This window comes from Halegenticoccus soli (genome assembly GCF_002844195.1).
GTDB classification, from domain to species: Archaea; Halobacteriota; Halobacteria; order Halobacteriales; family Haloferacaceae; genus Halegenticoccus; species Halegenticoccus soli.
Genome location: NZ_PEND01000002.1, coordinates 687,576 through 708,037 on the forward strand (window position 1 = coordinate 687,576; position 20,462 = coordinate 708,037).

General features: G+C 70.3%; 23 protein-coding genes and 1 pseudogene. 15 read left to right on the forward strand and 9 right to left on the reverse strand.

The window, feature by feature from the left end:
- Positions 1 to 91 precede the first annotated feature (91 nt).
- Positions 92 to 826, forward strand: a complete 735-nt coding sequence (locus CNO20_RS08440; RefSeq protein ID WP_143423164.1) for a hypothetical protein — start codon at positions 92 to 94, stop codon at positions 824 to 826.
- Between the two features lie 172 nt (positions 827 to 998).
- Positions 999 to 1,862 carry a universal stress protein gene (locus tag CNO20_RS08445; RefSeq protein WP_101295677.1) on the forward strand — a complete coding sequence of 288 codons (864 nt, stop codon included), beginning with the start codon at positions 999 to 1,001 and terminating at the stop codon, positions 1,860 to 1,862.
- Positions 1,863 to 2,037: 175 nt separating this feature from the next.
- Here CNO20_RS08445 and CNO20_RS08450 read toward each other — a convergent pair whose 3' ends face one another.
- The gene (locus CNO20_RS08450) at positions 2,038 to 3,324 is read right to left on the reverse strand and encodes a 2-oxo acid dehydrogenase subunit E2 (protein ID WP_101295678.1); all 1,287 of its coding nucleotides are present in this window, start codon (positions 3,322 to 3,324) and stop codon (positions 2,038 to 2,040) included.
- 94 nt (positions 3,325 to 3,418) lie between these two features.
- Between CNO20_RS08450 and CNO20_RS08455 the strand changes: the two genes are divergently transcribed.
- Complete coding sequence (locus tag CNO20_RS08455; RefSeq protein ID WP_101295679.1) at positions 3,419 to 4,348, forward strand: sulfide-dependent adenosine diphosphate thiazole synthase; 930 nt, start codon at positions 3,419 to 3,421, stop codon at positions 4,346 to 4,348.
- Positions 4,349 to 4,370: 22 nt separating this feature from the next.
- A complete protein-coding gene (locus CNO20_RS08460; protein WP_394337249.1) occupies positions 4,371 to 5,129 on the forward strand; it encodes a DUF7001 family protein in 759 nt (252 codons plus the stop codon).
- Positions 5,130 to 5,138: 9 nt separating this feature from the next.
- On the opposite strand, the gene CNO20_RS08465 is transcribed toward CNO20_RS08460, so the two are convergent.
- From CNO20_RS08465 to dcd, 6 genes are read right to left on the reverse strand one after another with little or no spacing between them, the layout of a single operon-like run.
- On the reverse strand, positions 5,139 to 6,041 hold the full coding sequence (locus tag CNO20_RS08465) for an SDR family oxidoreductase (RefSeq protein WP_101295681.1): 903 nt from the start codon (positions 6,039 to 6,041) through the stop codon (positions 5,139 to 5,141).
- A 51-nt stretch (positions 6,042 to 6,092) separates the two neighbouring features.
- Positions 6,093 to 7,700 carry a hypothetical protein gene (locus CNO20_RS08470; RefSeq protein WP_101295682.1) on the reverse strand — a complete coding sequence of 536 codons (1,608 nt, stop codon included), beginning with the start codon at positions 7,698 to 7,700 and terminating at the stop codon, positions 6,093 to 6,095.
- Positions 7,697 to 8,455, reverse strand: coding sequence for an ABC transporter ATP-binding protein (locus tag CNO20_RS08475; protein ID WP_199174766.1), 759 nt, complete (start codon positions 8,453 to 8,455; stop codon positions 7,697 to 7,699). Before CNO20_RS08475 ends, CNO20_RS08470 begins: the two co-directional genes overlap by 4 nt.
- A 45-nt stretch (positions 8,456 to 8,500) precedes the next feature.
- Positions 8,501 to 9,214: a class I SAM-dependent methyltransferase gene (locus tag CNO20_RS08480; RefSeq protein ID WP_101295684.1), complete on the reverse strand. Its 714-nt coding sequence runs from the start codon at positions 9,212 to 9,214 to the stop codon at positions 8,501 to 8,503.
- Positions 9,211 to 10,122 (reverse strand): thiamine-phosphate synthase family protein, encoded by a 912-nt coding sequence (locus tag CNO20_RS08485; protein WP_101295685.1) that lies wholly within the window; start codon positions 10,120 to 10,122, stop codon positions 9,211 to 9,213. The genes CNO20_RS08480 and CNO20_RS08485 overlap by 4 nt, the downstream gene beginning before the upstream one ends.
- On the reverse strand, positions 10,119 to 12,158 hold the full coding sequence (dcd, locus tag CNO20_RS08490; RefSeq protein ID WP_394337248.1) for a dCTP deaminase: 2,040 nt from the start codon (positions 12,156 to 12,158) through the stop codon (positions 10,119 to 10,121). The genes CNO20_RS08485 and dcd overlap by 4 nt, the downstream gene beginning before the upstream one ends.
- 242 nt (positions 12,159 to 12,400) lie before the next feature.
- On the opposite strand from dcd, the gene pth2 reads away from it, so the two are divergent.
- Positions 12,401 to 12,739: a peptidyl-tRNA hydrolase Pth2 gene (pth2, locus tag CNO20_RS08500; protein WP_101295688.1), complete on the forward strand. Its 339-nt coding sequence runs from the start codon at positions 12,401 to 12,403 to the stop codon at positions 12,737 to 12,739.
- A 108-nt stretch (positions 12,740 to 12,847) separates the two neighbouring features.
- On the opposite strand, the gene CNO20_RS08505 is transcribed toward pth2, so the two are convergent.
- Positions 12,848 to 13,237, reverse strand: a complete 390-nt coding sequence (locus CNO20_RS08505; RefSeq protein WP_101295689.1) for a DUF8048 family protein — start codon at positions 13,235 to 13,237, stop codon at positions 12,848 to 12,850.
- Positions 13,238 to 13,487: 250 nt separating this feature from the next.
- Here CNO20_RS08505 and truD point away from each other — a divergent pair, with 250 nt between their 5' ends.
- The 4 genes from truD (at position 13,488) to CNO20_RS08525 (ending at position 17,396) form a co-directional block, all read left to right on the forward strand.
- On the forward strand, positions 13,488 to 14,963 hold the full coding sequence (gene truD, locus CNO20_RS08510; protein WP_101295690.1) for a tRNA pseudouridine(13) synthase TruD: 1,476 nt from the start codon (positions 13,488 to 13,490) through the stop codon (positions 14,961 to 14,963).
- Positions 14,964 to 15,060: 97 nt separating this feature from the next.
- Positions 15,061 to 15,750: a thiamine phosphate synthase gene (thiE, locus tag CNO20_RS08515; protein WP_101295691.1), complete on the forward strand. Its 690-nt coding sequence runs from the start codon at positions 15,061 to 15,063 to the stop codon at positions 15,748 to 15,750.
- Positions 15,747 to 16,565, forward strand: coding sequence for a hydroxyethylthiazole kinase (gene thiM / locus CNO20_RS08520; RefSeq protein WP_101295692.1), 819 nt, complete (start codon positions 15,747 to 15,749; stop codon positions 16,563 to 16,565). Before thiE ends, thiM begins: the two co-directional genes overlap by 4 nt.
- 111 nt (positions 16,566 to 16,676) lie before the next feature.
- Positions 16,677 to 17,396: a DUF2103 domain-containing protein gene (locus tag CNO20_RS08525; protein WP_101295693.1), complete on the forward strand. Its 720-nt coding sequence runs from the start codon at positions 16,677 to 16,679 to the stop codon at positions 17,394 to 17,396.
- Between the two features lie 54 nt (positions 17,397 to 17,450).
- Here CNO20_RS08525 and CNO20_RS22945 read toward each other — a convergent pair whose 3' ends face one another.
- Positions 17,451 to 18,140, reverse strand: coding sequence for a helix-turn-helix domain-containing protein (locus CNO20_RS22945; RefSeq protein WP_158237379.1), 690 nt, complete (start codon positions 18,138 to 18,140; stop codon positions 17,451 to 17,453).
- Positions 18,141 to 18,308: 168 nt separating this feature from the next.
- On the opposite strand from CNO20_RS22945, the gene CNO20_RS22540 reads away from it, so the two are divergent.
- From CNO20_RS22540 to CNO20_RS08555, 6 genes and pseudogenes are all read left to right on the forward strand, one after another.
- Positions 18,309 to 18,584, forward strand: coding sequence for an eL43 family ribosomal protein (locus CNO20_RS22540; RefSeq protein WP_143423165.1), 276 nt, complete (start codon positions 18,309 to 18,311; stop codon positions 18,582 to 18,584).
- Positions 18,585 to 18,608: 24 nt separating this feature from the next.
- Positions 18,609 to 18,743: a DNA-directed RNA polymerase subunit P gene (locus CNO20_RS08535; RefSeq protein WP_101295695.1), complete on the forward strand. Its 135-nt coding sequence runs from the start codon at positions 18,609 to 18,611 to the stop codon at positions 18,741 to 18,743.
- 163 nt (positions 18,744 to 18,906) lie between these two features.
- Positions 18,907 to 19,146: pseudogene (locus tag CNO20_RS23685) on the forward strand (KEOPS complex subunit Pcc1); the annotation flags it as partial.
- A 150-nt stretch (positions 19,147 to 19,296) separates the two neighbouring features.
- Positions 19,297 to 19,680, forward strand: coding sequence for a spore germination protein GerW family protein (locus tag CNO20_RS08545; RefSeq protein WP_233203996.1), 384 nt, complete (start codon positions 19,297 to 19,299; stop codon positions 19,678 to 19,680).
- Between the two features lie 61 nt (positions 19,681 to 19,741).
- The gene (locus CNO20_RS08550) at positions 19,742 to 20,143 is read left to right on the forward strand and encodes a prefoldin subunit beta (protein WP_101295697.1); all 402 of its coding nucleotides are present in this window, start codon (positions 19,742 to 19,744) and stop codon (positions 20,141 to 20,143) included.
- Between the two features lie 7 nt (positions 20,144 to 20,150).
- Positions 20,151 to 20,423, forward strand: coding sequence for a DUF3194 domain-containing protein (locus CNO20_RS08555; RefSeq protein ID WP_101295698.1), 273 nt, complete (start codon positions 20,151 to 20,153; stop codon positions 20,421 to 20,423).
- Positions 20,424 to 20,462 lie beyond the last annotated feature (39 nt).

Sequence of the window (20,462 nt, forward strand, 5' to 3'; positions counted from 1 at the left end):
CTCCATCACCCTCTGAGCACCAGTTGATTCCCGGCCAAGTAGCTTCGAGGGAGGCGATCGACATAGCCGTTCGGCCTGCTGTGGCAGGGAGTTGAGATCTGACTGCGAAGCGAGAAATCGGACGGCTGCGACGTGCTTATCGCCTTCAGCGCCATATGATCTCTCAGAAAAATGCACGGTGGTGATGACAATGAGCGAGAAAGAGGTTCGAAAGAGCCAGACGATAGTCACGAAAGACGTACAGGGGATCCGAGCGGGAATCGGCACTGACTCCGCGGAAATTTTCATCGACTTTCCGCTTTCGAGCCCCCGATACTATCGAGTGCGGAGAGGTGATATCATCCAGGAGGGCGATATCGAAGCGAAAACCGGCGCCGAATTGGAGTCGCCGACGCTCACAAAGTGGATCGTGACCGACATTACATCGGAGAGCGTGATCGGCCGCGACACCGAGAGCGGCGATAAGCGCGTCTGGGAGCGAGACTGGTTCGAGGAACGGCTCATGATCGGGCAGTTCAGCACCTCTCTCACCGACTTCGAACGAGTGAGCGTCATCGAAACCGGCGACGCGTCCGAAACGATCGCCGGCCGGCGCGCCCTGTCCGAACGACCGTCATCCGGTTTACGGGTGGTTGTCACCGTCTACGGAGATAACGGACAGAAATTCGGCCGAACGTATCGATTCGCCGAAGGCGACGAGAGGTCCGAAATCCGATTAGAGTCGCAGACGCCGGCGCTCGAAGGGCTAGACGAAGAGCTCACAGCGCGACTCGAACGAGCGGTTCACGCCGCTCTCAATCGGAATGGGTACGTCGTCCGGAAGTGACGAGACTCGCCGCCCTTCCTTCTTTCTCGGCCGGGGGCTACTCTCGTCGAGGAGGGAAGCGAGGGAGGCACCCACTCGGTAGCGGGAACCCTCCGCACTCGGTTCGGATAATCGGACATACTCGGCGGGCTGTGACGCCGTTCATGTGTACGGCTCTTCTGAACCTACTAGGATGTACTCGAACGTTCTCATTCCGACAGACGGCAGCGGCGGGACGCACCAGGCGGTTCAGCACGGGCTCACCATCGCACAGCACTTCGAGTCGACGGTGCACGTTCTCGCGGTGATCGAGCTCGCACAGGTGTACGCTGATGGCCCTCCCGATTTACACGCGAAACTCGAAGAGAGGGCGACTGACGCGCTGGAGGCAGTCGCAAAGCCGGCGCACGACATGGGCCTTCGCGTTCGACGGCAGACGCGCACTGGCGCTCCCGAAACGGAGATAATTCGGTACGCAACCGAGAACGGGATCGACTTGATCGTGATGGGAAAACACGGTCGCTCCCGGTTCCACGAGTTCTTCGTCGGAAGCACGACCAGCCGAGTGCTGCGGAAAGCGTCCGTTCCCGTCCTCACCGCCCGGATCGGAGAGCCCGAACGGCGAACTTCTTTCGAGAACATCCTGATAGCGACCGGCGGGGGCCCGGAAGCTGAAGGCGCGATCGAACACGGACTCGGGCTCGCGGACGCATTCGGTGGGAGTATTCACGCGCTCTACGTACTTGATCCGCGAGTCGTACAGACGGACGCGCTCCGGGGGTACTTCGAAGAAGAGGGGAACCGAGCGATCGAAGCGGTGAGCACGCGGGCGACGAGGAACGGCATACAGGTCCACGGTGAGATGCGCGAAGGGAATCCCCCCGAGCGGATCATCGAGTACGCGACGCAGAACGGGTGCGACCTCATCGTTCTCGGAGCTCGCAGAAGAGGGGACGACAGTCGAGGATTCGTCGGTAGCGTCGCGGAACGAGTCGTGAGAGCGGCGCAGGTGCCCGTTCTCACGGTTCGCGACCGCTCGGTCGAGGAAACCGCGTGAACTCCTCGGTAACGGGCCTGTTCACGATCGCTCTGCGCTCTCTTCTCGAACCGTCGTGGGCCACGTAGCCTCTCAAACCGAACTACGGCACCGATTGACACGTCGAACAGACGCGTCTCGATTCGAACGCGAAGATGAGGTCCGCTCGGGAGTCACAACGAGTTCGCAACGGCGGTCAGCGCCCCGGTTCCGCCCCTTCGAGCGCGGGCCGCGGGTTCGCGACGCGGTCGGCCAGCGCCCCGAGAAAGCCGGCCGCGTCCGCGGGGGTGATCACGCGGTGGTCGAACGAGAGGACGAGCGGGAGGCGGCGTCGGTCAGTGGCCTCGCTCCGCTGGACTCCGGCGACGCAGAGCGCGGCGACCTGCGGCTGGTTGACGATCGGCTCGAACGACTCGACGGCGGAGTCGCTCAGATCGACGAGCGTGAACGTCCCTCCGGAGAGGTCGTTCGTCGTGTACCCGCCGGACAGGGCCTTCTTCGTCGCGCGCCGCCGCTCTTCGGCGATCCCTTCGAGCGACAGCGAGTCGACGTCGTAGACGACGGGCGCGACGAGTCCGTCGTCGGTGTCGACGCCGACGGAGAGGTTGTGCTCGACGTGGAGGCGGTGGGTGTGGTCGGTGTAGGTCGCGTTCAACTCCGGGTGTTCGGTGAGCGCCGCCGCGACGAGGGCGAGCATCGCGTCGACGGGTTTGATCTCGATCTCGGACTCGCTGTCGTCGTTCGCGGCGTCGACCGCGGCGAACAGCGCCTCGGCGTCGACGGTGCAGCGCTGGTTGGCGTGCACCACCTCCCGGTAACTCCGCCGGAGCCGACCGGCGACGGCCTGGCGCGACTCCGTCATCGGCCGCTCCTCCAGGGTCGTCCGCCCGCGGTACGGACTCGACTTCCAGGCGGCCTCGATGGTCTCGTGGTCCACGGCCGCGATGACGTCGTCGGCGGTGATCTCGCCCTCCGGGCCCGTTCCCTCGACGGTCGTGAGGTCGATTCCGTGGTCCCGCGCCAGCCGTCGGATGTAGGGCGAGGCCTCCAGCCTGTCGACCGCCGTCGCCTCGACGTCGGTTCCCGTGATCGCCCCCTGCGGTCCCGTCCCGTCGACGGCTCCGAGGTCGACGGCCAACTCGCGGGCCCGCCGGCGGGCCCGCGGCGACGCCTCCACCCCGGCTGACGCGTCCAGTTCGAAGTCGCCCTCCTCGTCCACTTCGGGCCCTCCCGCCTCGTCGGTCCCGGTGATCAGTCCCACTGGCGCGCCGGGACGGACGCTCTCGCCGCCTGTGAGGTAGAGCCGCCGCATCGTTCCGTCCGCCGGCGCGCTGATCGTGACCTGATCGGCCGCCTCGTCGAACCTGACCGTCGCGAGATCCTCCCCTTCTTCGATCTGGTCGCCCTCCGAGACGTGCCACTCCACCAGCGCTCCGCGGTCCGCTCCCGAGTCTGGCGTCGGCATCCGCACGATGTAGCCCATGGGTGAGGGTACCGGAACTGGAGTGATAAATGTCGGCTCGGAAGCGTCGGATCGGACGCCAATCTTTAACTACGCGGTTGTACTACTGAGTGATATGGCGGAATTCACCGGTTTCAGCGAGGCGAACGAGGCACAGGTCACGCGCGCGATCGGCCGCGAGTGGACGGCGGAGTTCATGGACTTCTCCGACAGCGACGTGATCGTCGTCGGCGGCGGCCCGTCCGGGCTGACGGCCGCGAAGGAGCTCTCGGAGCGCGGCGTGAAGACGATGGTCGTCGAGAAGAACAACTACCTCGGCGGCGGGTTCTGGCTCGGCGGATTCCTCATGAACAAGGTGACGGTCCGGTCCCCCGGGGAGCGGGTCCTCTCCGAACTCGACGTCGATTACAGGGAGGCGGAGGACGCCGAGGGGCTGTACGTGGCCGACGGGCCGCACGCGTGCTCCGCGCTGATCAAGGCGGCCTGCGACGCGGGCGCGAAGATCCAGAACATGACCGAGTTCACCGACATCGTGATCCGCGAGGACCACCGCGTCGGCGGCATCGTGATGAACTGGACGCCGGTCCACGCGCTCCCCCGCGAGATCACCTGCGTCGATCCGATCGCGGTCGAGGCGAAGCTCGTCATCGACGCGACGGGCCACGACGCGATGGCCGTGACGAAGCTCGACGAGCGGGGCGTACTGAACGCGCCGGGCATCGCCGACGCCCGCGAGCGCGGGCGGGTGATGGACCGGACGGAGGACGAGCAGTACGGCGCGCCCGGTCACGACTCGCCGGGGCACGACTCGATGTGGGTCGGCAGGAGCGAAGACGCGGTCGTCGAGCACACGGGCGTCGCCCACGACGGGCTGATCGTCACCGGCATGGCCGTCGCCACGACCTACGGCCTGCCGCGGATGGGACCGACGTTCGGCGCGATGCTCCTCTCCGGCAAGCGCGCCGCCCAGGTCGCGCTCGACGAGCTGGGCGTCGACGCCGAACCGGTCGAGCTGACGGGCCGCGCGCGGCCCGCGGACGACTGAACCGGACGGAGCGAGATCCGTGATCGAGCGCGTCACGCTGTACCGCGCCCCCGCGACCGCCGCGGACGCCGACCGGATCGCCGACTGGCTCCGCGACCGGATCGACGCCGAGGTCGCCGTCCGCGACCGGTTCCTCGACCTGTACCGCGAGGACTCCCTCCCGGAGGCGTTCGCGGCGGCGCGGGTCCTGTCCCCGCACGACCGCGAGACGGGCTCCGACATGCTCGGCGTGATCCGGTACGAGGAGCGCGCGCTCGACCGGCCGGGGCGCGCCGGCGGCGTGCTCTACGACGGGCTCGCGGTCCAGCGCGCGCTCAACGCCCTGCTTCCGGCGGACGAGCGCGGCCTCGACCACCTGCACGTCCCGCTCCTCGATCGCGCGCTCGCGACCTGGGGCGGTCACGACGGCCGGTGGCACAAGCGCGTGAACGTCCTCGGCCAGCCCGCGCTCGTCTCGATTCCCGGTCTGTACGAGGCCCCGGCGAAGCCCGAGGCGTACTACGGGGCGAAGCAGGGTCACGCCCTGCTGACCGGGGACACACCGCCGCGGGAGGTGCTCGAAGCCGCGGTCGACGGCGAGTTCCTCGTCGAGGGCGACCCGCGGGCGACCGAGGCGCTGAAGGGGTACGTTCTCCAGGCGGTTCACTACCTCCGCGCGGGTGAGGCGTTCTGCGACGACGAGCGGTGTCGGCTGCACAACGCCCACCGCCACTCGGGCGTCGTCCGGGCGCAACTCCGCCCCCCCGAGTTCTGCGACGCCCACGCCGAGGAGTACGCCTGAATGGAGCGGTCAGCGCCGCGCGCCCGGCTCGACCGGCAGTTCGGGAGAGACGCCGACGAGCCCGGCGCTGACGTCCCAGAGCCGCTTTCGGGTCCGCTCGTCGTACGTTTCGGGCGAGGACTGCGTCGGCCCGTCGTCGGTGAAGTACTTTCCGGTCACGCCCTCCAGTGTCGGGTCCGACGCGGCTCGAATCACCGGCCGCGCCCCCTCCTCGACGCTCCTCGTGAACGGCAGCGGCAGCAGGGAGAACAGCCGCAGCGCCAGCCGACCCCGGAGCGACGCTCCGCGGCTCAGCGCCGTCGAGGGGACGAATCCTGGGTCGACGGCGTTCGCCGTCACGCCCGTTCCGCGGAGCCGTTCGGCGAGTTCGTACGCGAAGAGCACGTTCGCCAGCTTCGACCGGCTGTACGCCGCCAGGCCGTCGTAGCCGCGCTCCAGTTGCAGGTCGTCGAAGCGGATCGCGGCCCGCTCGTGGAGCCCCGAGGAGACGACGACGACGCGAGCCGGGGCGCTCTCGACGAGCAGGTCCGCGAGGCGGCGCGTGAGCAGAAACGGCGCGAGGTGGTTGACCGCGAGCGTCTCCTCGACGCCGTCCGCCGTCTCCGACCGCCGATCCAGGGCGAGCCCCGCGTTGTGCACCAGCACGTCCAGCCGGTCGTGGCGCCCGCGGAACTCGTCGGCGAGGCGGCGGACGGTCGCCTGCGAGGCCAGACCGGCCGCGTAGAACTCCGCCCCGCCGCCGCGCGCTTCGAGTTCGCGGGCGACCGCCCGGCCGCGTTTCCGATCGCGGCCGACGATCGCGACGGACGCGCCCCGGTCGGCGAGCGCGAGCGCCGTCTCCCGGCCGATGCCGCTCGTCCCGCCGGTCACGAGGGCGACTCGTCCGTCGAGCGCCCGATCGGGTTCGACCATGCGGTCGCAGTACGCCCCGTCGGGGCATAGATCGATCGTACGGCCCGCCAGTCACATCGCGAATCCGTCGAACCGCCGCGCCGCGAGTCGATACGACACCCAGCCGAGTCCCCCGACGAGCGCGAGCGCCGCGGACGCGCCGCCGAGGCGGACGACGGCGGGCGCGATTCCGGTTATCTCGCCCGCGAAGGCTGCGAACGCCGGAACGCCCGCGACGAGTCCGGGGAGCGCGGTCGCGAGGAGAAGCGCCGAGTAGACCGCGAACGCGGTCACGCTCGGGACGACCGCCTCGCGGCTGCGGCTGATCCGCGCCGCTTCGAACCGCGGGAACGCGACGCCGACGCCAGTCGCTAACCCGGCGGCCCCGGCGCACGCGATCGGGGCGGCGGCCGTCAGCGCGACCGCGGTGGCGGCGGACAGCGGACTGAGCGCTCCGAGAACGCCCGCGAGAACGGCGGTCGTCGGGACCCCGCAGAGCGCCAGCCCGCGGAGGAACGATCGCCCGTCGACCCCCGTCGTCAGCGTCGACGGGAGTGCGGCGCCTTCGTCGCCAAGCGGGTTGAGCGTGAACGCCGCGCCGGTCGCCCACGCGCCGTACAGGACGAGGAACGGGGGGAGCGTCGCCGGCACGGCGCGGGTCTGGACGGCCTCGAAGAGGGGCTGCACGACGAAGAACAGCGGGTACGCCACGAAGACGAGCTTGATCGGAGCGCGCCGCGCGCGGAGCCAGCTCTTCCGAGCGACCGCCGCGGTCGGGCGGTCGGCGAGCCGGTCGAAGACGCCGACGGCACTGCGCGTCGGCGCGCCGGACCGCTCGACGTCCGCCGCCGCGGACTCCGGGCGAACGCCGTCGGCGTACCAGAGCGTCCCGGCGAGCGACACCGCGGCCGCGAGCGACAGCGGCACCGCCGCGGCCGTCAGAGACACCGCGAGCGCCGCCCGGACGGCGTTCGCGTCCGGTGTCGCCGCCACCAGCGCGAGATCGGCGAACCAGCCGAGCGGCGAGTCCGCGAGCGCGCCGACGACCGGCGCGAACACCGTTCCCTGCGATTGCGTCGCGAACACGCCGACGTAGGCGAGGAACGCGACCGCCCAGAGCAGCCCCCGTCGGCGGGCGACGAACGCCGAGCGGACGGCGAGGTTCTTCGCCGCGAGTCCGGCGGCGAACCCGGCGAGCAGGCCGGTCGCGGCGAGCGCCAGCGCGACGGTCGCAACGCTCGCGGCCGATCCCGCCCCGACCCCGAAGGCGACCGCCACGACCAGCGTCGGCGCGCCGATGTAGGCGAGTAGGCAGGCGAACTCCGCGAGGGCGAGGCCGCCGACCAGGTCGCGGTGCGGCACGGTCGTGAGGAGGCCGTCGAGCGCGTCGGGGGTCGCGCCCTTGGTCAGCGTGCGGAAGAGGACGACAGCGGTCACCACGAACCAGCCGCCCGCGGCCGCCGTGCGCGCTGCGCCGACGGCGTCGAGTCCGCCGTCGCGGACCGCCCGTCCCGCGAAGAGCGCGGCGAGGCCGGCGGCGCCGACGAAGACGAGCAGAAAGAGGCCGGCGATGGCGAGAGCCACGGCCTGAAGCGGATTATCGGCGAGGGCCCGCCGGCGGCGTCGGATCTCGACGCGGGCGATCAGCGCCGCGCGGCGCGGGTCGGGGAGGGCGATCACGCCGTCGGGGAGCCGACGGCGTTCTCGGCCGTCAGTTCGAGGAACGCGTCCTCCAGCGTCCGCCCCTCGCCGCTCTCGGCGCGGCGCTTGAGCGACGCGGGCGACCCTTCGGCGACGAGCTCGCCGTCGTAGAGGACGCCGACCGCGTCGGCGAGCTCGTCGACGACGGGGAGGATGTGCGTCGAGAGGAACACGGTCGCGTCGTCGTCGGCGAGGTCGGCGATCGTGTCGCGCACGGTCCGCGCCGCCCGCGGGTCGAGTCCGCTGGTCGGCTCGTCGAGGAACAGCACCGCCGGGTCGTGGAGCATCGCGGCGATGATCCCGGTCTTCTGCTTCATCCCCTTCGAGTACGACGAGATGCGCTTGTCGGCCTCGTCGGCCAGGTCGAAGCGGTCGAGGAGCCGCCCGATTCGCTCGTCGGCCTCGTCGCCCGGGACGTTCCGCAGGCCGGCGACGTACGTCAGCTGTTCCCGCCCGGTGAGCTCGTCGAAGAGCGGCGGCTCCTCGGGGAGGTAGCCGATTCGGCCGACGACGGCGTCGCGGTCCGTGATCGGCCGGCCGGCGACGCGCGCCTCGCCGGTCGTCGGCCGGGTGAGCGTCGTCAGCATCCGCATCGTCGTCGTCTTGCCGGCGCCGTTCGGGCCGAGAAACCCGTAGACGGTTCCGGCCGGGACCGAGAGGTCGAGCGATTCGACCGCCGTCTCGTCTCCGTAGCGCTTCGTCAGACCGTCTGCCGCGATCGCGGGGGAGGGCACGGTCCCCGCATTGGACGGGGGAACAATAGCGTTGTCCGTTTGACGTTACCGCGCGGTCCCCGCGCTCAGCCGAGCGAACCCGAGCGCGTGCGTCGAGTAGTGAGCGTCGTCGCACGCCTCACGGAGCGCCCGGTGGGCGGCCGCGACCCGCGCGTCGAGCGCCCGCGTCGCCTCGCGCCCCCGCCTGCGCGAACCCGGCGGCGACCCGGCGAGCACGAGCGCCTCGAAGACCGGGTTCAGCGCCGCGGCCGCCGGGCGGGTGCTCCGAGCCAGGTCGAGCAGCCCGATCCGGCCGCCCGGTCCGACGAGATCGGCCCACGTTCGAACCGCAGCGGTCGGGTCGGGGAGCATGCCGGAGACGAACGACGAGAAGACGGCGTCGGGCCGCCGAGACGGCATATCGCCGTCGCGTTCGCCTCGGCCCGAGACCGGCGGCCGGATCGCGTCGCCGCGAACGGCGTGGACGTTCTCCCACCCCTCGTGGCCGATCCGCGCCCGCGCGCGGCGGAGCACGCCCGGCGAGAAGTCGACGCCGACGACCGCGCCGTCGGGGCCGACACGATCGCGCAGGTAGGGGAAGTTCGCCCCGGTCCCGCAGCCCACCTCGACGACCGCGTCCCCCGGTTCGAGCGCGAGCGCGTCCGCCGCGCGCGAGCGGAGGCTCCCGACGCCGGGAGCGCGAGTGGCGAGCGCGTCGTACAGGCGGGCCCACCGGGTGTAAAACGCCTGCGCGGTCGCCGCGCCGTCTCCGGCGGTCATCGCTCGGACAGCAGCACGTCGCGGACCGCCGCCGCCGCGGTCGGGGCGTCGGGCGCGAGGACGTACGTGATCGGCTCGATGCCGTACCCGCCGGTCTGATAGAGCACGAACGTCTCGCCCGCGTCGCGCTCGCGGAGCGCCTCGACGATCGGATCGGTCGGCGCTTCCGGATCGAACTCGACCGTCTCGTACCCCGCCCCCGCGAAGGAGTCGACGATGTCGGGATCGTAGCGGATGTTGACGGCGGCGCGGGCGTCCGCGCCGGCCTCGCGCGCCGAGAGCAGCACGCCCGCGACGTGCTCGCTGACGCCGAACTCCGGATCGCCGGGCAGCGTCGCCCGCCCCTTCACGTCGACGATCCGCCCCGGCACCGCCGCGACGTCGTCGATCGTGGCGGCGTCGGGCAGGCACTCGACGAGGTTCGAACCGACGTTCGGAACCAGCCCGGCGAACCCGCTCGCGTTGGTCAGCGTCCGCAGGCCGCGCCGGACGGACGAGAGCACCCGCTCGGTCGCGCGCAGCGCGCTTTCCGGATCGTGGATGTCGAACTCGCCCTCGAACGCGGCGAGTGCCGGCATCGCCTCCTCGTGCATCACCGCCAGGAGGTCACTGTCCTCCAGCCGGCGGATGAGCACCTCGGCCTCGACGAGCGCCTGAACCTGGCTCATTTCGCCCGTCGCGAGCCCCTCGCCGATGCGCTCGACGAGGCCCCTGACGCGCTCGTCCTCCAGGAACTCCCGCCTGCGACCGACCTCGCCGTGGGCGTACTTCGACACCGCGCTCTGGCTGATCCCGAGCGCGTCTGCCACCTCGCGCTGGGTGAACCCGCGATCCCGGAGGTCCTCCGCGAGCATCGAGCGGAACGTCGGCAGGAACTCCTCGACGACGATCTCCTCTATGAACTTCATTTGCGTCCGAACTCGGGGTCGTCCTGAATGCGCGACGCCTGCGGCCCGACCTGGTCCTGGTACTTCGAACCGCGCTCCGCGCCGTAGGGGCGCTCGGCGGGGCTCTTGAGCTCGGTGAACACGAGCTGGGAGATGCGCATTCCGGGCGTGAGCGCCACGGGCGCGGTGCCGAGGTTCGACAGTTCGAGCGTCACCTGCCCGCGGTACCCCGGATCGATGTAGCCGGCGGTATTCGAAAGGAACACGCCGCCGAATCCTCCCAAGAAGTTCTCGATGTGACGCCCGTTCGGCTGAACCTCCAGGTCGTATGTAGTCTCGTACCGCTCGGTCGCTTCCACAGAGACGACACGTTCGAATCGGACAGATTCGGCCAATATGTCATCGAGACGAGTTACGTCTGCTCCGTGCTCGGCGTAGCAGTCCCGTAACTCGCGCAGCGTGTCCCGCTTGACCGCGTCATACGCTCTGTTTTCGACGTTCGAGATACTCGATTTTGAAGACCGCCCTATCGCCTCTGCGGCGTCAGCCATCGTAAGCCCGGCCTCTCTTCGGAGCGAACGCAATAGGGTGGACGGATTGGGAACGCACTGTCCGCGCTTGTAGGCGTCTTCACAGAAGTCGATCGCCCATTGGGTCCTCGTTTCGCCGTTCCCGTTGCTCCTGTCGCGACAGTACGTCGATGTGTACTTTCCAAGACGACTTCCGAGGTACGTCACACGGTTCGCGAGGTCTTCATTGGCTGTGAAAAGCGTGCTTCGTCCGTCACGACGATGGCCGTCGCCGTCGAGCAGTCCGTCGAGGAGCGAAGCGAGGACTTCGTTACTCCAGTTCCACGCGTGTTCTGGAATGTTCTTCTCACTGCCGGCACCAGCTAGCTCTTCGAAGATCTTAGACCAGAGTGCGGAACAAACAGTGAGATAGCTCACACCGTCCGGACCCTCTTGCCGAGATAGCGGCACGTCTCGCTGGCCGAACCACGCGGCAACGCGGTCTAGATACGCGTCCTCCTTATTTGTGAAAATAAGTTGCTTGCGTCGAGCATACCCCTCTGCGATATAGAATCCGAGGATCCAACCGAGTTCAGGCGTCACCGAAAGGTGCCGAGACGTGCGGGTTTCGCTTTGCTTGAACGCAATCTCTGCGTCTTCCGGGGCGGCACGCCATCCCACCGCGGGGAATGGAGCGCTCACACGCCGTTCGTAATGTTGACGGGAGCCCGAGGGAACACTCGACCAGTCTACTTCGGCGAAACCATCGGTCGCGTAAACGACGATGTCTTCGTCGTCGTCGTCAATCAGCGACAGCAGATCGATTTCCGTCTCTTCGCCCCGTGGTCCGGGGAGTACACCCGGGACCATCACAAGCTCACCCACGGCGTCTTCGCTGGCGAGGCGGGTCACTCCACCGTCGGCATCGAGTGTGAACACGTTGTGATCCTTCGTGACGTGTACTTCGCGTCCGGACTCTAACGTAACGCGATAGATGCGCGTTCGAGGGTTAGTGATGTAATCCGTCACATCGTGTGTTCGGACCCGGAGCGTGGCCGGATTGAACGAGACTGCGCGTGCGTCGATTTCGTTCTCGACAACGTGACCGATCTCATAGAACCCGAAACCATCCTTCGGCGTCCAGAGGAACACTTCTTCGTCGTATGGCAGTGACGCATGCACCACGACCGCCAGCCGCCCGAGCGACGAGCGCCCCTCGACGTTGGCGACGAGGTCCGGCGGGACCTCGACGCGCTCCTTCGTCGTTCCGAGGACGAAGTCACCCGGGTGGAGGATGAACTCGTCGCCCTCGTCGACGACCGTCTCCCTGATGTACTCGCTCACCTCCTCCTCGCGGTTCGGGTGGATGCAGGAGATGTTGGTCCGCTGGAACTCCAGGAACTCCGAACCGAGCCGGAGGTCGATACTCGCCGGCTGGACCTGCGTGTCCACGTCGTCGATCGGGTCGACGACGAGGTCGCCGTCGCGGAGCCGCGCGAGCAGGTCGGTGTCCGAGAGGATCATACAGTGGTGGGCGCGCTCACGCATGTAAAGTTTCCCGGTCACGCGGCGGAGGGGGCGGCCGCGCGGTGGCGGCGACGACCGCGCGGCGGCGGGGACGACTGCGCGGCGGAGGGAACGTTCGCGCCGGACGCCACCGGACACCCGATCGCGGGGCTGGACGCCGCCGGACTCGACCACGGGGAGCGAGCCGGTAGCGGGAAGGTGGATCGAACGGGTCGAAAGACTCGATAGCAGGAGATTTACCGCCGCGCCGGGGATGGGGTGGCATGAAACAGGCCATCGTCGCCCGCGCGGATCTCGGGATGGGCCGGGGAAAGCTCGCCGCGCAGGTCGCCCACGCCTCGCTGTCCGCCTACGAGGACGCCGACGCGAAGACCCGCCGCGCCTGGAAGGGCGAGGGCCAGAAGAAGGTCGTCCTGAAGGCGAGCGGCGAGGCGGAGCTGTTCGAACTCGCCGACGCGGCCGAGCGGGAGGGCCTCCCGAACGCGATCATCCGCGATGCGGGCCACACGCAGCTCGAACCGGGGACGGTGACGGCGCTCGCGGTCGGTCCCGGACCGGACGATGTCGTGGACCGCGTGACCGGCGACCTCTCTCTGTACTGATTGCCGGCTCTCGGAGCTCTCCGCACTGACCGTCGGTTCCCCGCGCTGTCTGATCCGACCCGACGGACATCGACCGCCGTTTCCCCTCTCCTTCGGCGGCTCCCGCGGTCAGACCATCTCCTCCGCCGTGTCGACTCCGACGACGACGCCCGCCGTGTCGCCGTCGAACCGGCCGCTCTTCACCGCCGCGTCGAACAGCAGCCGCGCCTGCTCCGCGTGGGCGCGACGGACCGCGTCCGCGACCCGGCCGTCGACGTCGAGATCGGCCGTCAGCGATTCCCACTCGTCGGCGTCGACGAGGTAGGCGCGCCTGCCCGACGCGGTGACGTAGTCGTACTCCGCCTCGTAGGCCGAGTGACGGCCCAAGAGCTCCGCGTCGAGCACGACGAGCGCGTCGGCCAACTCGTCCGCCGGCACCCCGCTTTCGTCCGCGACCCGGCGGACGACCGCGACGTCGATCGGCGACTCCCGCGCTTCGGTGGTCGGATCGTCTGACATCGTGTCGTCCGTCCCGTTCGGGGGCGGTGCGGTTGGAAGTTCCGGCCGAGGCGGGAGAATCGACGAGGCGGGAAGACGCGCGGACGAGGTGAGGAGAGCGACGAGGCGGGGAGACGCGCGGACGGGGCGGCGGAGGGAACGCTCCGGCCGGAGGAGGGGAACCGCGGCCGGCGGATGGTGAGTTTAACCTCGCTCCGGAAGAACGGTCGGGTACGATGCACTGCGAGCACGCGATCGGAGGGGCCCCCTGATGCGCGAGGCGCACCCCGTCGAGCGGCAGGTCGGCATGGAGTACTACGCGAGCGACGCCGACGGGATCGGCGGCGTCCTCCGGGTCGAGCCCGAGGACTTCCGCGTGCGCGAGCTGGAGCGGTTCGACCCCGAGCCGATCGCCGCGGACCCGGGGGCGTACGGCCACCTCGTGCTCCGGGTCACGCTCCGGGGCTGGGACACGAACGACTTCGCGTCCCGGCTGTCCGACGCGCTCGGGATCAGCCGCGAGCGGGTCTCCTGGGCGGGCACGAAGGACAAGCACGCCGTCACGACCCAGCTCTTCACCGTCCGCGGGGTCGACCCCGACGACCTCCCCGAGATCCGCGACGCGGAGATCGAGGCGCTCGGCCGCGCCGGCCGATCGCTCGGGTTCGGCGACCTCGCCGGTAACGCGTTCGAGATCCGCGTCCGCGACCCCGACCGCCCGGACGGCGTCGACGCGATCACCGGGGAGCTCCGGGCGTTCGCGTCCGGCGGGCGAGGGGACGGGGAGGCAGGTGGAGACGGAAACGAAGACGGAGACGGAATCGGAACCGGGACGGAGAGCGCCGCCGGTGACGACCGGGGCGACCCGGTCGGCGCGAACGACGGCGCGGCGGGCAAAAACGGCCCGATCGGCGTCCCCAACTACTTCGGCCAGCAGCGCTTCGGCAGCCTGCGGCCGATCACCCACCGGGTCGGCCTCCGCGTGGTTCGCGGCGAGTGGCGAGAGGCGGTGCTCGCGTACGCGGGCACGCCGTTCGAGACCGAACCCGAGGAGACGCGGGAGGCGCGCGCGTTCGTCGACGACCAGGCCGCGAGCGACGAGCCGGACTGGCGGGCGGCGCTCGAACGGATGCCCTCGCGGCTGGGCTACGAGCGAGCGATGCTCCACCGACTCGCGGAGGACGGGGCGGAGACGGACGCGGACTTCCGCCGCGCGCTCGAAGCCGTCCCCTCGAACCTCCAGCGGCTGTTCGTCAACGCCGCCCAGTCGTACGCTTTCAACCGCATCCTGAGCGAGAGGCTTCGCCGGGGGCTGCCCTTTCACCGCCCCGTCGAGGGGGACGTGGTCTGTTTCGCGGACCGCGACGCACCCGACGGGGTGGTCGTCCCCGTCCCGGACGCGGACCGCACCCAGCGCGTCACCGGGCGGCGGGTCGAAATCGTGGCGAAACACTGCGAGCGCGGCCGGGCGTTCGTCACCGCCCCGCTCGTCGGCACCGAGACCGAACTGGGCGGGGGCGAACCCGGCGAGGTCGAGCGCGACGTGCTCTCCGACCTCGGCGTCGAACCGTCTGACTTCGCGCTCCCCGGGAACTTCGAGTCGACTGGCACGCGGCGGGCAATCCTCGTCCGGACGGACGTGGGGATCGAGCGCGATCCGCTCTCGTTCTCGTTCGCGCTCCCGAGCGGGTCGTACGCGACGGTCGTCATGCGCGAGTACCTGAAGGCGGGCCCGCTCGACCTGTAGCCGGCGGCCGACGGTCTCTCCCTTTCCCTTCCCCCTTCCTCTCCCCGCGACCGAAACCGTCATCCGCCTCGCGCGCAACCATCGACCGATACCACCGATGAATGTCGACTGGCGGACCTACCTCATCACGCAGGCGGACCTGTCCGCGGGGCGGACGACGCCGGAGATCGTCGGAGCCGCGATCGAGGGCGGCGTCGGCGTCGTCCAGTTGCGCGAAAAGCACGCGACCGTCCGCGAACGGCTCCGCGTCGGCCGCGAGGTTCGATCGCTGACGGCGGACGCGGGCGTCCTGTTCGTCGTGAACGACCGGGTCGACCTCGCGCTGGCGATCGACGCCGACGGGGTCCACCTCGGCGACGACGACCTCCCGATCGACGCGGCGCGCACCCTCCTCGGCGACGACGCCGTCGTCGGACGGTCGGTGTCGACCGTCGCGGGCGCGGAGCGGGCCGAGGCGGCGGGGGCGGACTACCTCGGCGTCGGCGCGGTGTTCCGAACGGAGTCGAAGGACGTGACGCCCGAGCAGGCGGAACGCGGGGTCGAGACGGTCCGGCGCGTCGCCGACGCGGTCGACCTGCCGCTCGTCGGCGTCGGCGGGATCACCCCCGAGAACGCGCGCGAGGTCGCGGCCGCGGGAGCCGACGGCGTGGCCGTCATCACCGCGATCGCGGCGGCGGACGATCCCGCGGAGGCGACGCGGGCGCTCCGCGGGGCGGTCGACGCGGGGCGCGCGGAAGGCGGGAACGGCGCGAGCGCGGCGGGACCTGAGCGAGGTGCCGGCCGATGACGGACGCGACGCCCGCGGTGAGCGAGTCGCTCGCCGAGATCGCGGCGGCGAGCCCGCTCGTGCAGTCCATCACGAACGAGGTGACGGTGAACGACGTTGCGAACGTCACCCTCCACTGGGGCGGCCTGCCGGTGATGGCCGACGACCGTCGGGAGGTGGCCGAGATGGTCGCGGGCGCGGACGCCCTGCTCCTGAACATGGGAACGGTGAGCGAAGCCGGCGAGCGCACGATGCTGGCGGCGGGGCGCGCGGCGAACGAGTGCGGCGTTCCCGTCGTCTTCGACCCGGTGGGCGCGGGCGCGACGCCGACGCGGACGGCGGTGGCGACGCGCGTCTGCGAGGAGCTCGATCTCGCGGTCGTGAACGGCAACTACGGCGAGGTGAGCACGCTCGCCGGGGCGGACGGCGCGGTCCGCGGCGTCGAGTCGGTCGGCGAGTACGACGACGTCGCGGCCAGCGCGCGGGCGCTCGCGGCCGAGACCGGCGCGGTCGTCGTCGCCTCGGGCGAGACGGACGTCGTCGCCGACGCGGACCGCGCGGTCGAGGTGCGCGGGGGGCACCCGTCGCTCGGCGAGGTCGTCGGCACCGGGTGCATGCTCGGCGTCACGACGGCGACGTTCTGCGCGGCCGTCGCCGATCCGTTCGCGGCCAGCCTCGACGCCGTCCTCGCGTTCGGGCTGGCGGCCGAGCGCGCGGCGGAGACCGACCCGGCCGGCCCGGCGAGCTTCAAGATCGCGTTCCTCGACGCGGTCGCGGCGCTCTCCGCGGAGGCCGTCGACGACGCGTCGCTGGCCGGCCGCGTCGAATCCGCGTGACGATCGCGTCGAATCGGCCTCGCGGGGGAGATCTCGTCGGGGTCGCGCGGCGGAGTCGATCGTTCGCCCCCAAACGAACGGAGTTATAGGCGGAGGCGGCCACGCCTCCGTATGGACTGTCGGCGGTGTCGCACCCCCCTGGAGAAGCCGGGAGACTACTGTCTCACGTGCGACACCGCGAACTGCGACGCGGTCGTCGTCGACTTCGCCCGCGACCGGGCGACGATCACGATGCTCGACGGGGACGAGATCGTCGGGGAGACGACCGTGACGACCGTCCCCGAGAGCGGCGAGGAGGCGGGCGTCGTCGAACTCCGGAACTTCGCGGGGCGCGTCGCCGACGAGATCCGGCGCAAGCGTCCGGAGACGGTGTTCGCCGCCGGCGACCGGGAGGTCCTCCGCGAAGCCCGCGCGCAGCTGCGCTACGAGTTCTACCGCGTGGCCGACGAGCGCCCGGTCGAGGCCGCGCTCGACCGCCGCGGGGAGCGGTCGCTCGAAGTCGTCGACGCCGCGCCCCGCGAAAAGCTCGGCGGCACCCACAGCACGCTCATCGGCGGCCGCAAGGGGCGGAAGGCGATCGGCGTCGTCGCCGCGCACCCGCACGTGAAGAAGATCGTCCCCGGCCCCATCGACGCCGGCGGGAAGGGCTCGCGGACCGGGCTGCGGGCGAAGGTCACCCGGGCCGACGGCAACGGGAACGTCCGGATGCTCCTGCGCGACGGCTCCAGCGTCCAGGAGAACCGGATCGTCACGACCGGCATGGACCGCGAGACCGGCGAGCTGATCCGCGACGACCTGAACGAGGCGCTCGCGGACGCCGGGTTGCGGTAGGAGGAACGCGGCCGGGGCGCACCCGGTTCGGTGAACTGGAGGGGAGCGCCGCGCTCAGCCGAGCGGCGGGGTGAACTGCTGCTCGGGCTGGGTGCGGTGGCACTCGTTGTAGAGCGCGTTCGTCACGAACGTCTTCAGCGCGCGGCGCAGGCGCTCGGAGGCGGCCTGCCCGGTGATCCCGAGCGAGTCGCCGAGTTCTTCGAGCGACGCGCTGCGCGGGATGTCGAAGTAGCCCGTCTCGATCGCCTGCACCAGGATGTCGCGCTGCGCCTCGGTGAGCCCGTAGGGCACCTCCTCGTCGGTCGATCCCTCCGAGTACAGCCCGCGGAGCGAGAAGCCGACGTCGCGCTCGCGGCACCGCTCCCTGTAGGTGATGAGCGCGTCGTGGTCCGGAAAGCGCATCCGCATCTCCCAGCCGTCCGGCGTCCCGGTTCCGTTGAGCAACACCCCGTCCAGTTCGGCCCACGCGTCGTACGTGGCGGACCGGCAGCCCTCCTCCGACAGTTCGATCCGGTACCGCGGCGCGTCGTCCGTTTCGGCGAGCAGCGCGTAGTCCGCCACCGTCGGGTCGTCCGGGAGGGCGGCGTCGAACTCCTCGACGCCCTCGCCGCAGGCGCGAAATTGCATCCGAAGGGGGATGCGTTCGGTCTCGTACACCCGATCGAGCGCGAGCGCGACGTCGGGCGCCGCCGCTAACGCCGAACCGAGAACGGGGGTCGCGAGGTGGAAGTCAGCGACGATCACGTCACTTCTTCCGTTCAACAGATCCGCGTAAAACGCTACGGGCCACGTACACGCGATCCGATACGACCGCGGACGCGGTGAACGAAACCTCGACGCCGGGAGGGCCCGCGCGCCGTCGCGTCTCGACTCAAAGCCTTTTTGTGCGCGCTCGGGATACTTCGCAGTACTATGGCCGACAAGAAGGCACGAAAGACCGGGAGCGCCGGCCGTTTCGGCGCGCGGTACGGGCGCGTCTCGCGCAAGCGGGTCTCCGAGATCGAATCGGACATGCGGAACGCGACGCTCGACGGCGACTCGGTGAAGCGGGTCGGGACGGGCATCTGGGTGAACGAGGAGACGGGCGAGAAGTTCACGGGCGGCGCGTACCGCCCGCAGACCCCCGGTGGCCGCACCGTCCGGCGTTCGATCCGCGCGGCGCTCGCGGGCGACGAGGACCAGGAATAAACCCCTCCGGCACGAAATACGACTATGAGCTACAAGTGTTCCCGCTGCAAGCGCGACGTCGAACTCGACGAGTACGGCGGCGTCCGCTGTCCGTACTGCGGCCACCGAGTGCTCCTCAAGGAGCGGAGCCGGGACATAAAGGAAGTCAAGGTCGAGTAGTCGCGTGCCCCCCGACGACGGGCGCGACTCGGCATTCCGTCGAGCCGACGACGAGCGCGACTCGGCATTCCGTCGAGCCGACGACGAGCGCGACTCTCGACTCCGCCGCCCCGACGACGAGTCCGCGACGCCTCTTTCCCCCGACCGGCCGCACCGCGCTTCTCTCCGTTTCGACTACCTCGACGAGCGGCGCGCGCGGATCGTCGCGCGCAGCGTCGGCGTCGAGGTCGGCGAGATCGACGCCGACCGCTCCGGGGCGACCGTCGAGCGCGACGGCGACGCCGTGGTCGTCCGCGTCGCGGCGGCGGACCTCGTCGCGCTCCGGGCGGGGCTGAACACCTGGACGCGACTGGTGTCCGTCGCCGAACGGGCGATCGACGCCGCGTCGGCGGCGGACGCCTGAGGAGCGACGGACGAGGACCGGTCGGATGCGGTCGGGCGCGGATCCGGCGCGGCCGAGGACCCACACCCGGTGCGGCCGACCGCCGCGGCCGCCGATCGCCGTCGGTCAACGGTTATCTCTCCGCTCGACGTACCGAGAGCGGAGTGTTCCATGAACACCGCAGACAGATTCGTGGCAATCATCGAGCGGATGACGGAGCGCGGCGGCGCGAACTCGGTGTACGGCGAGCCCATCGTCACCGAGGGGCGGACGACGGTCCCCGTCGCGAAGGTCGCCTACGGCTTCGGCGGCGGCTACGGGTCGGGCGACCGCGGCGCGACGATCGACGACGCGCCGCCCGACGTCGAGCGGTCGCCGGGAGAGGGTGCCGGGTTCGGCGGCGGGATCGCCGTCAGCCCCGTGGGGATCGTCGAGATCACGGACGAGGGGAGCCGGTTCGTCCGGTTCGGCTCGCGGCGGCGGATCCTCGCGGCCGCAGGGGCCGGCGCTGTCGCCGGTTTCCTGCTCGGTCGCGGCCGACGCCCGTCGAGCTAGTCCGTTCCGAACGCGGACCGGAATACGGGGCTTTTTCAGTCCGGGACTCGTCGTTGCGCTCATGCAGGGAAATCTTCCGCCGGAAGCGCAGGAGAAACTCGAACAGCTGCAGGACCTTCAGGAAACCGCCCGTAAGGTCGCCGCGCAGAAACAGCAGGCCGAATCGACGCTCTCGGAGTCGCAGACCGCCCTCGACGCGCTGGACGACATCGACGAGGACACGGTCATGTACCGCGAGGTCGGCGAACTCCTCGTCGAAACCGACTACGCGGAGGCGCACGACGACCTCCAGGACAAGGTCGACAGCCTCGAAATCCGCGTCGAGCAGCTGAAAAAGCAGGAAAAACGCGTCCAGGAGCAGTTCGAGAGCCTCCAGAGCGACCTCCAGCAGATGCTCCAGGGCGGTGCCGGCGGCGGCGGTCCGAGCGGTCCGATGGGCCCGGGCGGCGCGGGCGGCGCGTAACGCGCAGATGGCCGACGCGAACGCGGCGAACGAAGGCGACGGCCCCTCCGACGAGCGGGTCGTCGAGGTCGCGTCGGACGCCGCCGAGGGCGTCATCTTCGCCAACTACCGGCAGTCCGAGGTCCGCGACTTCGACGTGACCGTGACCTTCGAAGAGGGCGTCCTCGAGGTCGACGTGTACCTCAACGCGCCGGACGACGAGGTCGATCCGGACGCGGTCGCCGACGAGGCCGCCCGGGCCGCCCGGGAGGCGGTCGACGACCTCTTCGAGGGCGCGTAACGCCTCGCGGCGGTTCTTTTCGACGCTCCCTCGACCGGG